Here is a 12,269-nt window from a genome sequence, read left to right on the forward strand (position 1 = left end):
TTTATATGCGGGTAAGCAAAAAATGCTTATCTTTGTTGCCTCAATAACTTAAGTGAAGAAAAGTATGGGCATCGAAGATGTAATAGTAGGTGGTTTGGTTTTCAAAGGAAAGAAGGAATCTTCCAATGAGAACAAGCCCAAAGTAAAGACTAAGGCCAAAAAGGCGACTTATATTCGTGGGCTTCACGGCTCGGGAGCTGCTAAAATGAAGGCCGAAATTAGAACTAAGCGTGCCAACCGGCATAAAAAGTAATATAAAAAGAGGCAACTTTTATTTCGATAAAGCTGCCTCTTTTTTTTATCTGCCGGTTGCGTCTTTACTTTACCGGTAAGATTTCAATCCAATAACCGTCGGGGTCATTGATAAAATAAAGCCCCATGTCATGGTTTTCGTAACAAACGCAGTTCATCTCTTTGTGAAACTGGCGTACTTCATCGTAATCACCTTCGGTGCGGAAGCACAAATGGCTTTCGTTTTCGCCCAGTTCGTAAGGCTGTGTATGGTCACGCAACCAAGTAAGTTCCAACAGGAAACCTGTGGTGCTGTCGGTTAGGTAAACCAATATAAATGAGCCATCTTTCGCTTCTTTGCGGCGGTGTTCTTTCAAACCCAGCGCCTTTTCGTAAAAGGCTATGCTGCGTTCCAAATCAGTCACGTTGATGTTAAAGTGGTCGAATCTGCTTTTAATTTCCATTATTCGTAAATATTGCTAGTTATTTAACCCATACATTGATGATTTCACCAATGTACATTTTATGTAATTGCTTACCCATCCATTTTTGCTGCAACTCATTGTTGTTGATTGCTTCGGGGGTGAGCGATTGAGATACTAATTTGCGGCATTCAATGATTAACCATGCCTCTGAGAATGCTTTACTTCCCAGTGGAGTGGTGATTGGCGTGAGTCCGGCGCCTTTTACCTTGTCTGTATCTTTACCGGAGTTACTACCACAGTATTGCAAGGCATTGCGATATGCTTCCGTATAGAAAGAAAGGGTGTACGTGTCATTCTTTTCCATCAGCTGATAGGTGTAGCGGGTGGGGTTGATGAAACAGTAAGTAACCGGTTTCTCATAAAGGAAGCCCAGTCCGCCCCAGCTGGCTGTCATCATGTTGAACTGGCTGTTATTGCCTGCAGTGATAAGCATCCAGTCCTCGGAAAGCATCTTTATGATGTTTCCGGGTATCTTATCGGGCGCTATGGCTTTGTAACCGTTGAGGCTTGTGGTTCCCGATGCAGCAGGGGTGTTCGTCGTTACTGCCGGAATAGAACTGACATCGGGCTTTGCGGTTGCAACCTGTACGGCTGCTGCTGTTGCTGCGGGAGCTGCTGTTTGTGCAACTGTCGGTGCAGCACCCATGGCCGTTTGCGCGTTGGTTAACAGAGCATCGGCAAAATCAACTGTTTTAATGCGGAACTTTGATAACCCGCGTACCAGTTTGCTCTTGTCTTTGTTCAACGCATTTTGATCGGTAATCCATTCTTCGGCTGTGAACTTTTCTTTCTCCTGATATACGTAACGTATCTTTTCTATTTCCAGCAGGCATTTGCCGGTTTCGCAGGTGGCAGTAAGCTGGTAGTTTACTAGGGTACGATCAAGTGAAAGGGAAGTTGATTTAAAAACAATATACTCTTCACCTGTACCGGCTATCATACCTTTGCTTTTGTCGGCATATACTACGCGACTTTTGTTTTTATTCTTTTTCAAACGCTTTTCCATCCACGAAAGCATTTGGTCGTAAACCTGATCTTTAGAGAGACCGGGCAATAACATCTCTTGAGAGAAAACTACTTTGCCGTCTTTCTCAGGAACAGCGCCAACCAGGTATTTACTCGGGTTTTCTTTTTCATCGTCATTATCATCTTGTGCATACGTTAATACGGGTATACAAAGCAGTAGTGTAATGACCAGCAGGTGTGTTAATCGATTCATATTGGTATTTATTTATTGATGTCGAATGTTTCTCCGCGCTGTGTGATGGTTATAAAACGACAACCGTGCTTACCGGCAGTTTCTGCAAAGGCATTCCCGCCTTTATAATCTTCACCAAAGTGCATGGGCACAAATATAGAAGTTTTTATTCGTTCTACGAACTGTGTGGCTCCTCTAAAATAATCTTTTCCCAATCTAGAGTCAACGGGAAACATAACAACATCAATAGCAGGGGCTTTGGCCTGCAAAAGCTTGACTTCTGCCAGAAAATCGCCTTCGGCTTTACGTACTTCTTTTTCAGTCGATTCTTCACTCCAGTGCCAATTGTTCAGGTCGCCGGCATGAAAAATACGCATTCCTTGCACATCGATGAGATAAGATATGCCGGCGTCGGTTGAGCCGAAAGCCTCTATTCGCAGTTGGTCGTCTTTGTAAACTTGCGATTTGCGGATGTAGTTGCCCTCTGCTTTCGAGGCCTTTTTTTGTGCCAATATGTCTCTCGAAAAAAGGTAAATGATGTCGGGCCGTTTTTCTTTCCAAGCCAGTATGTCGCGATTAAAATGGTCGGCATGGAAGTGGGTTGACAATACATAGATTTTCCCCGGACGCTGTAGCAGGTAGTCGTGCACCACTCCCTGATCGGGGTGTGTTTCCGACGAGTCTTGGTAGTAATCAATGATAATGGTTACTTCTTCGGCTTCAATGGCGAAGCCACTGTGATAAATATAGGTAAGTTTCATTTCTTATAAGTTTTATGGCGCAAGCCGTTCTAGTTTCCAACTGTTGTCCTGAGCCGAAAAGGTATAAAGAAAACGATCGTGCAGTCTGCTGGGGCGTCCCTGCCAAAACTCAATGCGGAGCGGCTCTACCTCGTAACCGCCCCAGTTGGAGGGGCGTTCAACTTCTTTTCCCAACCAGCGGGCTGCTTCGGCTACAAATTTACGCATAATTTCCATGCGATTGGCTATGGGGCGACTTTGCGGAGAGATGCGAGCACCGATGCGACTTTTGTAGGGCCGTGTTTGAAAATAAGCATCAGATTCTTGCGCACTCACTTTAGAGGCTATTCCTTCTACATGCACCTGGCGTTCGAGTTCATGCCACACAAAGGAAAGAGAAATGTGCGGATTGTTGGCCAAATGAGTTCCTTTACGACTTTCGTAGTTGGTGTAAAATACAAATTTGCCTTCGCGCAGAGCTTTCAACAAAACAGTGCGGGTAGAAGGAGTACCCTCCGGCGATACGGTTCCTACCAGCACAGCAGTAGGTTCTGCTGTTTGGGCTTCAATGGCTTCATTGAGCCATTTTTCAAATAAAGGAAGAGGATTATCGGGCATGTCGCTGACCTTTAATCCTCCTTTTGCATATTCTTGACGGATGTTCGCCAGATTGATCTTCATTGTTCTGTCTTTTAGAGTGGAACTTCAATAACCAGAAGATGACTTTTCTTTTTAGAAGCAATCTTCACTTGATCGACATCATATATTCCCATGGCATCTCTGCGGTTCAGCGTGGTATTCTCTATTTGTGCTTCACCTTCAATAACGAACACATAAATACCGTTCTGTTTATTGTGCAATGAATAGCTGAAGTCTTGTCCGGCATCAAATGTCCCCATGGAGAACCATGCTTGCTGTAAAAGTGTGCCCGGGGCACTGCCGTCGGGGGCAACAAGGGTAGTCAGTTCATTGGGTTTGAGCAGCTCGCGTATGTTGTAATCATTATAATTGGGTTCGGTATTGCGGGTGTGCGGCAATATCCATATCTGAAGAATCTCCGCATTAACGGAACCATGAGGATTACTCTCGCTGTGATATATACCTGTTCCGGCACTCATAACCTGAATATCTCCGGGGGTAATGATCCGCTCGTTCATTTTACTGTCGCCATGTTTCAACTCTCCTTTCAGAGGAATGGTTACAATCTCCATGTTTTTGTGGGGATGAGTATCAAAGCCCGTTTCGGGGGCAATGATGTCATCATTCAATACCCGCAGCGCACCAAATCCCATTTTCTCGGGATTGTAATAGTTGCCAAAGCTAAAGCTATGATAACTATCGAGCCATTCGTAAAGTGAATGGCCCCGTTTGTTACTCCTGTCTATAATTGTTTTCATACGTTTATACTTTTACTTCGTTTGCCAAAGATTTGTTCTCGGCAAAATCTTTAATATTTTGCAACGTAGTGCTAGCTATATTTTCAAGCGCTTCGTGCGTGAAGAATGCCTGATGCGATGTAACGATTACGTTGTTGAATGATAACAGGCGAGCCAATACATCATCATCAATGATGCGATCCGACTTATCTTCATAAAAATAGTCGCCTTCTTCTTCGTATACATCTAGTCCGGCTGAACCTATTTTTTTGTTTTTTAATCCTTCAATCAATGCGTTGGTATGAATGAGCTGTCCGCGCCCAGTGTTGATAATCATCACCCCGTCTTTCATCTTACTGATGGAATAGTCATTGATGAGATATTTGGTTTGTTCCGTAAGCGGACAGTGCAGAGAAATGATGTCGGAACTGTGGTATAATTCATCCAGTGAAGTGTAAACCACCTGGTGTTCTCGTGCAAAGTTGTTGTCAGGATATAAATCGTATGCCAGAATATTCATACCGAATCCCTTTAGAATTTGAATTAATATCTTGGCTATTTTACCGGTGCCGATAATTCCCGCCGTTTTGCCGTGCATATCGAATCCCAGCAATCCGTTCAGAGAAAAATTGCCGTCGCGTGTGCGCCAGGTTGCCCGGGGAATTCTTCTGTTGAGGGCTAACATGAGTGCCACGGTATGTTCGGCTACGGCGTAAGGAGAATAAGCGGGCACGCGCACCACTTTAATTCCGTTCTCTTGAGCAGCGTTAAGATCTACGTTGTTGTATCCGGCACAGCGCAAGGCAATCAGTTTGACACCATTGGCAGCCATGGCACGAATCACTTGTGCGTCGGCAATGTCATTCACAAAAATACATACCACGTCAACCCCCTGAGTCAGAATAACATTGTTCATGTTCAGATGCCCTTTGAAAAACTTCAGTTCAAAGCCAAATTCAGCATTCTTGTGTTTGAATGATGATTCGTCATAAGGTTGCGTACCGAAAAAAGCGATATTAAAAGCCATGATTATAATTGTTTTATTGTTGTTTGGTATTTTGTTCTAATATAAGTTAACGTTCCGTTAGCCAGAATTGTTTCTAAAAAGACTAAAAAGCTCTTGCCGAGTTATTAAAAGATAACAGCTTTTGAAAACAGGATGGCACTGATTCTGAGCGGTTAGTTTCATTGCGAACAGTTTGTTTCTTTAATTAATTTTGCCGTTTAGAGAAATAATATGCACAAATATATTTGAGGTGTGCAATTTTGTGCTATCTTTGCGCCCTGATTAACTTAAATAGCGAACTTAATGAGAAAAGTATTTCTGATGAGCGCCTTGTCGCTGATCGTTTCAGTTTCAACTTTTGCAGGAGGTCTCCTGACAAATACAAATCAGCATGTTAGTTTTCTTCGTATGATAGCCCGTGGGGCTTCTGTTGATATCGACGGTGTATATTATAACCCGGCCGGTCTGGGATTTCTGCCAACGGATGGCCTTTACCTTTCTTTGAATGGTCAGAGTGCTTACCAGACACGTGTAATTGATGCCACTTTCCCTTTGTTCCCGGAAGAAGGACATACACGCAACTATAAAGGTACGGCATCCGCTCCGTTCATACCCAGTGTGCAGGCAGCTTATAAAAACGGAAATTGGGTGTTTTCTGGTAGTTTTGCTGTAGGTGGAGGAGGAGGAAAGGCCTCTTTTGATACAGGTTTGCCGATGTTTGATTCGAAGGTAATGGCCGGAATGGCTCAGCAGTTACAACCGTTGGTGGCTGCGACAGGTGCCAATGCTGCAACAGATCTATATACAATTGCTTCCGCTATGGAAGGTCGTCAGTTTATTTATGCAGCGCAATTTGGTATTACGTATAAAGTAAATGATTGGTTGTCTGTGTTTGGCGGTGGTCGTATGAACTACTTCTCGGGCGGATATACCGGCTATCTTACTGCGAATATAAAGGATCAGTATAAGGGGTATGTTTCCAATCCAACACTGTATAGTCTGGAACTTGATCTGGATCAAACCGGATGGGGGCTGACTCCTATTATCGGTGCTGACGTGAAGCTTGGCAAATGGAACATGGGATTGAAATATGAGTTTATGACAAGTCTGAACATTGAAAACCAGACAAAGAAGAACAGCGATCCTGATGGTGCATTGGCTGCTTATAAGAATGGAGTTAATACGCCAAATGACATTCCGGCTTTGCTGACAGCGGCCGTAGGTTATGAAATTCTTCCTACTCTTCGCGCTTCTGTGGAATATCATTTCTTCGATGACAAGCAGGCAGGTATGGCCGGTGACAAACAAGAGGCTTTAAAGGGTGGTACCAATGAGTACTTAATGGGTATTGAATGGGACGTGCATGATCGCGTTAGCATTAGCGGTGGTTATCAACGTACTGATTACGCTTTGGCTGACGGTTTTCAGAGCGATACAAGTTTTTCTTGTGACTCTTATTCATTAGGTTTCGGTGCCGGAATTAAACTTTCATCAAAACTAAAACTAAACGTGGCTTATTTTTGGACCACCTACAGCGACTACACAAAGAAAATGGATAATTACAACGGACTTCCATTAGGAGGAACTGATGTTTATTCACGTACTAACAAAGTATTCGGGTTGGGTGTAGACTATAAATTTTAGGTTTTCTCTCTTGCTGTTTAACAGCAATGTTCGGCTGCCACAAAGGGTGTTGTGTGCAGCCGAACTTTTTTTTATGGGTTATCAAATCGGTTAATTTAAATAATATGTTTACCTTTGCACCGCAAAAGAGTATGCAATAGCATTTACTCTTTGCATAGAGTTAATAATTTGTGGCACCGCATGCTTTCAGTGAAAGATACTGAAACGGGAAGTTTGCGGTCGTGTGCTTGAATACCACGTAAAAAACAAGATTTATGAACAGTAAAGTTTCTGTGCCTTTCATGCTGCTTGGCATTTTATTTAATGTGTGCCTTATTGCGGCTAATCTTCTTGAAACCAAAGTTATTCAGGTTTTTGGTATAACTGTAACTGCCGGCCTGATTGTTTTTCCCATCTCTTACATTATTAATGATTGCATTGCTGAAGTATGGGGTTTTAAAAAAGCTCGACTGATTATTTGGAGTGGCTTTGTCATGAACTTCTTTGTTGTTGCTTTAGGGCAAGTAGCAGTTGCACTCCCCGCAGCTCCTTTCTGGGAGGGTGAAGAGTCTTTTAACTTTGTCTTTGGTATGGCTCCTCGCATCGTAGTAGCCAGCTTGTCGGCTTTCTTGGTTGGCTCTTTTCTAAATGCTTATGTGATGAGTAAAATGAAAATAGCCAGTAAGGGAAAGAACTTCTCGGCACGGGCTATTTGGTCAACGGTTGTGGGCGAGACGGGTGATTCTATTATTTTCTTTCCCATTGCTTTTGCTGGAATAATTCCTTGGAATGAACTGGTTTTGATGATGGGTGTGCAAATTGTATTGAAGTCTCTGTATGAGGTATTGGTACTGCCGGTTACTATCCGTGTTGTTAAATACATCAAGAAGGTTGATGGCAGTGATGTGTATGACGAAAACATTTCGTACAACATCCTTAAAGTCAAAGAGGTATGACGGATGTAGAAGATGCGGCGGTAGTTTTGTTCAGTGGCGGACAAGATTCCACAACTTGCCTGTTTTGGGCGAAAAAACAATTTGAAACGGTATATGCGCTGAGCTTCGTTTACGGACAAAAACACGTGCACGAAGTGGAATTGGCAAAAGGTATTGCCGCAAGGGCAGGAGTGGAGTTTCATGTGATGGATGTTTCTTTTATCAGTCAGCTGGGACGTAATTCCTTGACGGATACGTCTTTGTTGATGGACGAAGAGAAGCCGGCAGATTCTTTCCCTAATACATTTGTGCCGGGCCGAAACCTTTTCTTTTTAAGCATTGCTGCGGTTTTTGCCCGAGAAAGAGGAGTACGTGACATTGTTACCGGAGTTTCTCAGACGGATTATAGCGGCTATCCGGATTGCCGGGATTCGTTTATCAAGTCGTTGAATGTGACACTGAATCTGGCCATGGATGAACAGTTTATATTGCATACCCCACTGATGTGGATAAACAAAGCTCAAACATGGGCTTTGGCAGATGAGCTGGGAGTGCTTGATGTAGTTCGTAATGAAACATTGACTTGTTATAACGGAGTACCTGCAGATGGGTGCGGTCATTGCCCGGCGTGCAAACTTCGTGGGCAAGGGCTGGATGAATATTTAAAAACAAAAAAATAATATGGCGGAACTAAAAGATCAACTCTCTTTGTTGGGAAGGCACACGGAGTATAAACAGGACTATGCTCCCGACGTTTTGGAGGCTTTTGATAATAAACATCCCGGAAATGATTATTGGGTAAGATTTAATTGTCCCGAATTTACGAGTTTGTGTCCTATTACCGGTCAGCCCGATTTCGCGGAGATACGCATTGCTTATCTGCCCGATGTGAAAATGGTTGAGAGCAAAAGCTTAAAACTTTATCTTTTTAGCTTCCGCAATCACGGAGCCTTTCATGAAGATTGTGTGAATATCATTATGAAAGATCTCATACAACTGATGAATCCCAAATATATTGAGGTAACAGGCATTTTTACCCCGCGGGGAGGTATATCTATTTATCCTTTTGCTAATTATGGCCGTCCGGGTACATCTTACGAAGAGATGGCACGTTTCCGCATGATGCATCACGATTTGAACGGATAGTCGTTATTCATGGTGGTAAGGACCTCCGTGAAGTATGTTCATGGCTCTGTAAAGCTGCTCAGTGAAGATTAGTCTGATCATTTGATGAGAGAATGTCATTTTTGACATAGAAATCTTTTCATGGGCAGTTTGATATACTTTCGGTGAAAATCCGTAAGGACCTCCAATGATGAAGATGAGACGCTTGTTTACGTTAGCCATCTTTTTCTCCATCCATGAAGCAAATTCAACCGAGCGAAACTCTTTGCCGTTCTCATCGAGCAGCACCACAACATCTCCCGACTGAAGGAATTTGCAAATCAATTCGCCTTCTTTCTCTTTTTGTTGCTCTTCCGTAAGGCTTTTCGTGTTTTTAAGCTCAGGTATAACTTCCATATCAAACGAAATATAACGTTTGGTTCGTTCGATGTAATCGTTGATGGCTGTTATGTAATGTTGCTCAACGGTGCGTCCTACTACTAATAATATTGTTTTCATTTTCTCTGTCAGGGATTGATTGATGTGCCCTTTGAACCGACAAAAATAATGCTTTTTTGTTGTTTTCTTATATAAATGCTTACCTTTGCTTATCTTTTAATGCTTTTGTTTATGAGAAAAAGAGTGTTTTTATGGATGAGTGCCTTATTTCTTTTTGTGTCGGTTTCACTGGCACAGGATATACCGGCCGGATTATCAATAGCTTTTAAAAAAGGGAATTCACAAGAATTAAGCAACTACCTTGGAAGTAAAGTCAACTTGATTATTCAGAATCGTTCATCTGACGTGAATAATCAGACTGCACAAACTATGATGGCTGATTTTTTCTCAAAAAACAAGGTGATTGGTTTCAGCGTGAACCACCAGGGTCGACGAGATGAGTCGGGCTTTGTCATCGGAACGCTTACTACAGATAATGGCAGCTTCCGTGTGAATTGCTTTTTCAAACGAGTAGACAATAGATTTTTAATTTATCAAATAAGAATAGACAAAACCAATGAATGAGTTGATAGACAGACTGATTGATCTGGCTTTTGCCGAGGATATAGGCGATGGCGATCATACAACGCTTTCGTGTATTCCTGACACAGCTATGGGGAAATCAAAACTGCTGATTAAAGAGGCAGGAGTATTGGCCGGAATTGAGATTGCCAAAGAAATATTTCATCGTTTTGATTCGGAGATGAAAGTGGAAGTATTTATAAATGATGGAACGGAGGTTAAACCCGGTGATGTTGCCATGATTGTGGAAGGCAGGGTGCAGTCTCTTTTACAAACGGAAAGATTGATGCTAAACGTGATGCAGCGCATGAGTGGTATTGCCACCATGACACGTCGTTACGTGAAACAGCTTGAAGGGACGAAAACGCGCGTTCTCGATACTCGTAAAACGACTCCGGGCATGCGTATGCTCGAGAAAGCGGCAGTCAAGATAGGTGGTGGAGTGAATCACCGTATTGGACTCTTTGATATGATTCTTCTAAAAGATAATCATGTTGACTTTGCCGGTGGTATTGATAAAGCCATTCAGCGAGCACAAAACTATTGCAAGGAAAAAGGAAAAGACCTGAAGATTGAAATTGAAGTCCGTAACTTTGATGAATTAAATCAAGTGCTTGCCATTGGTGGAGTTGACCGAATCATGCTTGATAATTTCACGCCCGAAAACACACGCAAAGCGGTAGAGTTGATTGCTGGTAAGTATGAAACGGAGTCTTCGGGAGGTATTACTTTTGATACACTGCGCGACTACGCATTGTGCGGGGTGGATTATATATCGGTTGGGGCGTTGACCCACTCGGTGAAAGGTCTTGATATGAGTTTCAAGGCTTGTTGATTTTAATATTCTTTAATATTTTTGTTTGCAGCATTCTTTCGTTTACTGCGTCTAACTTGCAAACGGCGCAAACATAACGTTAGGCAAAAAGGCATTTAAGTTGGAAAACGAAATTGAATTAATTAAAGGCTGTAAGGCAGGTGACAATGTAGCCCGCAAGAAACTTTACACCCTCTATTCCAACAAGATGCTGGCGGTGTGCTACCGTTATACTGGCGATATGGATGCAGCGCATGATGTACTACACGATGCTTTCATTAAAATATTTACCGGGTTTAATTTCCGGGGTGAAGCATCGCTTAGTACATGGATTACCAGAATTATGGTCACTCAATCACTCGATTATCTGAGAAAGCAAAAGAAGATTAGTCAGACAATGGTGAGAGAGGAACAGATTCCTGATATTCCCGATGAACTTCAAGACAGGGAGAACGCGAACCGGATTTCAGAAGAGCAATTACTGGCGTTTGTTGCCGAGTTACCCGATGGGTGCCGTACCGTGTTCAACTTATATGTTTTTGAAGATAAATCGCACAAGGAAATTGCAGATTTGCTTCGTATAAAAGAGCATTCTTCGACTTCCCAATTGCATCGCGCTAAAAGTTTGCTTGCAAAAAAAATTAAAGAATATTTGAATCATGAAGAAAGAAAATGATGAATTAACGGACTTGTTTCGTTCGCGATTGACAGAAGCAGAGCTTCCTGTCAGGGAAACATGCTGGGAGAAGCTTGAAAAAGATTTGCCTGTTGCTGTTCGTCATCGCAAACTGATGATTTATCGTTTCAGTGCAGCAGCTTCGGTATTGCTTGTACTTATGGCTGCCTCTGCGGCATTTTGGTATTTCTCTCCCAAAGAAGAAATAGCCAACGCATTTGTTCAGGCAGAGCGTACTGCCGGTGCCAATGCTACTTTGGAGGATGATGCTGTAAAAGAGGACTTTCCTTCCATTCATCCGGCTACTGTTTTGAGTAAATCATCGGGCTCAGGCGATCTACCTTCTTCTTCAACTAATCTTTCTGAAAATGCATCCGATTCTGTTTCTGTAACAGTATCCATGTCTTTTTCGTTTTCTTCTTCCTCTTCTTATACCAGCCGCAACAGAAACAAACGCCAGCAACAAACAGCAATGGTTAGCGAACAGGCAGTCTCTGATAGAACAGAGGCTCAAAGCGTGAATAATTCAAACGACAATTCTTCCGAAAGTACGAAAAAAGCAACCACAGCATTGAAGATAGGGGCAAGTATAGCTCCTGTTTCAGCGAAAGGATTACGCGCGCCTATAGGGGCTAGCGTTACGCTTGAGAAAAAACTCAGTAAGCGTTTTTCTGTGGAGGCTGGGATCAATTACTCGTGCGAACAGAGTGTTGATGAAGGAAACCTGCATTACATAGGTGTTCCGGTTAAAGCGAATTTGTTAATTGCTACCAATGACAAGTTGGATGTTTATGCTTCGATAGGCGGAATTGCCGACAAATGTATCGGGGGAGCACCTCGCAACGGGTTTGGCAGTGAACCGATACAGTTGGCTATGACAGCTGGTTTAGGAGTGAATTACAAACTGAATGATAAGTTTGCTGTGTTTGCCGAACCCACTCTGGTTCGCCACTTCGATGCGGATAGGCAATGGGAAACTGCTCGTTCCAGAAAGTCTACCAATTTGAACCTTCTTTGCGGAGTAAGAATGACATATTGATTCGGTAATCCCTAAATTAAAT

16 protein-coding genes are annotated in these 12,269 nt (G+C 42.7%); 9 read left to right on the forward strand and 7 right to left on the reverse strand.

Annotated elements, in window-relative coordinates; all coding sequences use genetic code 11:
- The first annotated feature begins 64 nt into the window (after positions 1–64).
- Positions 65–253: a hypothetical protein gene (locus tag C511_RS0105535; RefSeq protein WP_027317910.1), complete on the forward strand. Its 189-nt coding sequence runs from the start codon at positions 65–67 to the stop codon at positions 251–253.
- A gap of 64 nt (positions 254–317) precedes the next feature.
- Here the strand turns inward: C511_RS0105535 and C511_RS0105540 are convergent, their stop codons facing one another.
- Genes C511_RS0105540 through C511_RS0105565 form a run of 6 tightly spaced genes read right to left on the reverse strand, consistent with a single transcriptional unit; the run spans position 318 to position 5,057 of the window.
- Positions 318–695, reverse strand: a complete 378-nt coding sequence (locus C511_RS0105540; protein ID WP_024996201.1) for a VOC family protein — start codon at positions 693–695, stop codon at positions 318–320.
- A gap of 19 nt (positions 696–714) precedes the next feature.
- On the reverse strand, positions 715–1,935 hold the full coding sequence (locus tag C511_RS0105545; RefSeq protein ID WP_024996200.1) for a DUF4468 domain-containing protein: 1,221 nt from the start codon (positions 1,933–1,935) through the stop codon (positions 715–717).
- An 8-nt stretch (positions 1,936–1,943) separates the two neighbouring features.
- Complete coding sequence (locus C511_RS0105550; protein ID WP_024996199.1) at positions 1,944–2,675, reverse strand: MBL fold metallo-hydrolase; 732 nt, start codon at positions 2,673–2,675, stop codon at positions 1,944–1,946.
- Positions 2,676–2,687: 12 nt separating this feature from the next.
- A complete protein-coding gene (pdxH, locus tag C511_RS0105555; protein WP_024996198.1) occupies positions 2,688–3,335 on the reverse strand; it encodes a pyridoxamine 5'-phosphate oxidase in 648 nt (215 codons plus the stop codon).
- An 11-nt stretch (positions 3,336–3,346) separates the two neighbouring features.
- Positions 3,347–4,051: a pirin family protein gene (locus C511_RS0105560; protein ID WP_027317911.1), complete on the reverse strand. Its 705-nt coding sequence runs from the start codon at positions 4,049–4,051 to the stop codon at positions 3,347–3,349.
- 4 nt (positions 4,052–4,055) lie between these two features.
- Positions 4,056–5,057, reverse strand: coding sequence for a 2-hydroxyacid dehydrogenase (locus C511_RS0105565; protein ID WP_024996197.1), 1,002 nt, complete (start codon positions 5,055–5,057; stop codon positions 4,056–4,058).
- Between the two features lie 282 nt (positions 5,058–5,339).
- Between C511_RS0105565 and C511_RS0105570 the strand changes: the two genes are divergently transcribed.
- The 4 genes from C511_RS0105570 to queF all read left to right on the forward strand — a co-directional run bounded on the left by C511_RS0105570 (position 5,340) and on the right by queF (position 8,740).
- A complete protein-coding gene (locus tag C511_RS0105570) occupies positions 5,340–6,680 on the forward strand; it encodes an OmpP1/FadL family transporter (protein WP_024996196.1) in 1,341 nt (446 codons plus the stop codon).
- Between the two features lie 254 nt (positions 6,681–6,934).
- Positions 6,935–7,615: a queuosine precursor transporter gene (locus C511_RS0105575; RefSeq protein WP_024996195.1), complete on the forward strand. Its 681-nt coding sequence runs from the start codon at positions 6,935–6,937 to the stop codon at positions 7,613–7,615.
- On the forward strand, positions 7,612–8,274 hold the full coding sequence (queC, locus tag C511_RS0105580) for a 7-cyano-7-deazaguanine synthase QueC (RefSeq protein WP_024996194.1): 663 nt from the start codon (positions 7,612–7,614) through the stop codon (positions 8,272–8,274). Before C511_RS0105575 ends, queC begins: the two co-directional genes overlap by 4 nt.
- Position 8,275: 1 nt before the next feature.
- On the forward strand, positions 8,276–8,740 hold the full coding sequence (gene queF, locus C511_RS0105585; protein WP_027317912.1) for a preQ(1) synthase: 465 nt from the start codon (positions 8,276–8,278) through the stop codon (positions 8,738–8,740).
- 3 nt (positions 8,741–8,743) lie between these two features.
- Here the strand turns inward: queF and rlmH are convergent, their stop codons facing one another.
- On the reverse strand, positions 8,744–9,217 hold the full coding sequence (gene rlmH / locus C511_RS0105590) for a 23S rRNA (pseudouridine(1915)-N(3))-methyltransferase RlmH (RefSeq protein WP_024996192.1): 474 nt from the start codon (positions 9,215–9,217) through the stop codon (positions 8,744–8,746).
- A 111-nt stretch (positions 9,218–9,328) separates the two neighbouring features.
- Here rlmH and C511_RS0105595 point away from each other — a divergent pair, with 111 nt between their 5' ends.
- From C511_RS0105595 to C511_RS0105610, 4 genes are all read left to right on the forward strand, one after another.
- Positions 9,329–9,721, forward strand: coding sequence for a DUF4783 domain-containing protein (locus C511_RS0105595; protein ID WP_024996191.1), 393 nt, complete (start codon positions 9,329–9,331; stop codon positions 9,719–9,721).
- Entirely contained in the window at positions 9,714–10,553 is an 840-nt protein-coding gene (gene nadC / locus C511_RS0105600; protein ID WP_024996190.1) for a carboxylating nicotinate-nucleotide diphosphorylase, read from the forward strand. The genes C511_RS0105595 and nadC overlap by 8 nt, the downstream gene beginning before the upstream one ends.
- 100 nt (positions 10,554–10,653) lie before the next feature.
- A complete protein-coding gene (locus C511_RS0105605) occupies positions 10,654–11,208 on the forward strand; it encodes an RNA polymerase sigma factor (RefSeq protein WP_024996189.1) in 555 nt (184 codons plus the stop codon).
- Positions 11,192–12,247 (forward strand): porin family protein, encoded by a 1,056-nt coding sequence (locus C511_RS0105610; protein WP_024996188.1) that lies wholly within the window; start codon positions 11,192–11,194, stop codon positions 12,245–12,247. Before C511_RS0105605 ends, C511_RS0105610 begins: the two co-directional genes overlap by 17 nt.
- Positions 12,248–12,269: the final 22 nt, after the last annotated feature.

It is taken from the genome of Bacteroides graminisolvens DSM 19988 = JCM 15093, assembly GCF_000428125.1.
Lineage (GTDB): Bacteria > Bacteroidota > Bacteroidia > Bacteroidales > Bacteroidaceae > Bacteroides > Bacteroides graminisolvens.

What these genes read in the sequence shown, in the direction of transcription:
- C511_RS0105535 (WP_027317910.1), top strand. Translation starts at nt 65, where the DNA reads ATGGGCATCGAAGATGTAATAGTAGGTGGTTTGGTTTTCAAAGGAAAG.
- C511_RS0105540 (WP_024996201.1), bottom strand. Translation starts at nt 695, where the DNA reads ATGGAAATTAAAAGCAGATTCGACCACTTTAACATCAACGTGACTGAT.
- C511_RS0105545 (WP_024996200.1), bottom strand. Translation starts at nt 1,935, where the DNA reads ATGAATCGATTAACACACCTGCTGGTCATTACACTACTGCTTTGTATA.
- C511_RS0105550 (WP_024996199.1), bottom strand. Translation starts at nt 2,675, where the DNA reads ATGAAACTTACCTATATTTATCACAGTGGCTTCGCCATTGAAGCCGAA.
- pdxH (WP_024996198.1), bottom strand. Translation starts at nt 3,335, where the DNA reads ATGAAGATCAATCTGGCGAACATCCGTCAAGAATATGCAAAAGGAGGA.
- C511_RS0105560 (WP_027317911.1), bottom strand. Translation starts at nt 4,051, where the DNA reads ATGAAAACAATTATAGACAGGAGTAACAAACGGGGCCATTCACTTTAC.
- C511_RS0105565 (WP_024996197.1), bottom strand. Translation starts at nt 5,057, where the DNA reads ATGGCTTTTAATATCGCTTTTTTCGGTACGCAACCTTATGACGAATCA.
- C511_RS0105570 (WP_024996196.1), top strand. Translation starts at nt 5,340, where the DNA reads ATGAGAAAAGTATTTCTGATGAGCGCCTTGTCGCTGATCGTTTCAGTT.
- C511_RS0105575 (WP_024996195.1), top strand. Translation starts at nt 6,935, where the DNA reads ATGAACAGTAAAGTTTCTGTGCCTTTCATGCTGCTTGGCATTTTATTT.
- queC (WP_024996194.1), top strand. Translation starts at nt 7,612, where the DNA reads ATGACGGATGTAGAAGATGCGGCGGTAGTTTTGTTCAGTGGCGGACAA.
- queF (WP_027317912.1), top strand. Translation starts at nt 8,276, where the DNA reads ATGGCGGAACTAAAAGATCAACTCTCTTTGTTGGGAAGGCACACGGAG.
- rlmH (WP_024996192.1), bottom strand. Translation starts at nt 9,217, where the DNA reads ATGAAAACAATATTATTAGTAGTAGGACGCACCGTTGAGCAACATTAC.
- C511_RS0105595 (WP_024996191.1), top strand. Translation starts at nt 9,329, where the DNA reads ATGAGAAAAAGAGTGTTTTTATGGATGAGTGCCTTATTTCTTTTTGTG.
- nadC (WP_024996190.1), top strand. Translation starts at nt 9,714, where the DNA reads ATGAATGAGTTGATAGACAGACTGATTGATCTGGCTTTTGCCGAGGAT.
- C511_RS0105610 (WP_024996188.1), top strand. Translation starts at nt 11,192, where the DNA reads ATGAAGAAAGAAAATGATGAATTAACGGACTTGTTTCGTTCGCGATTG.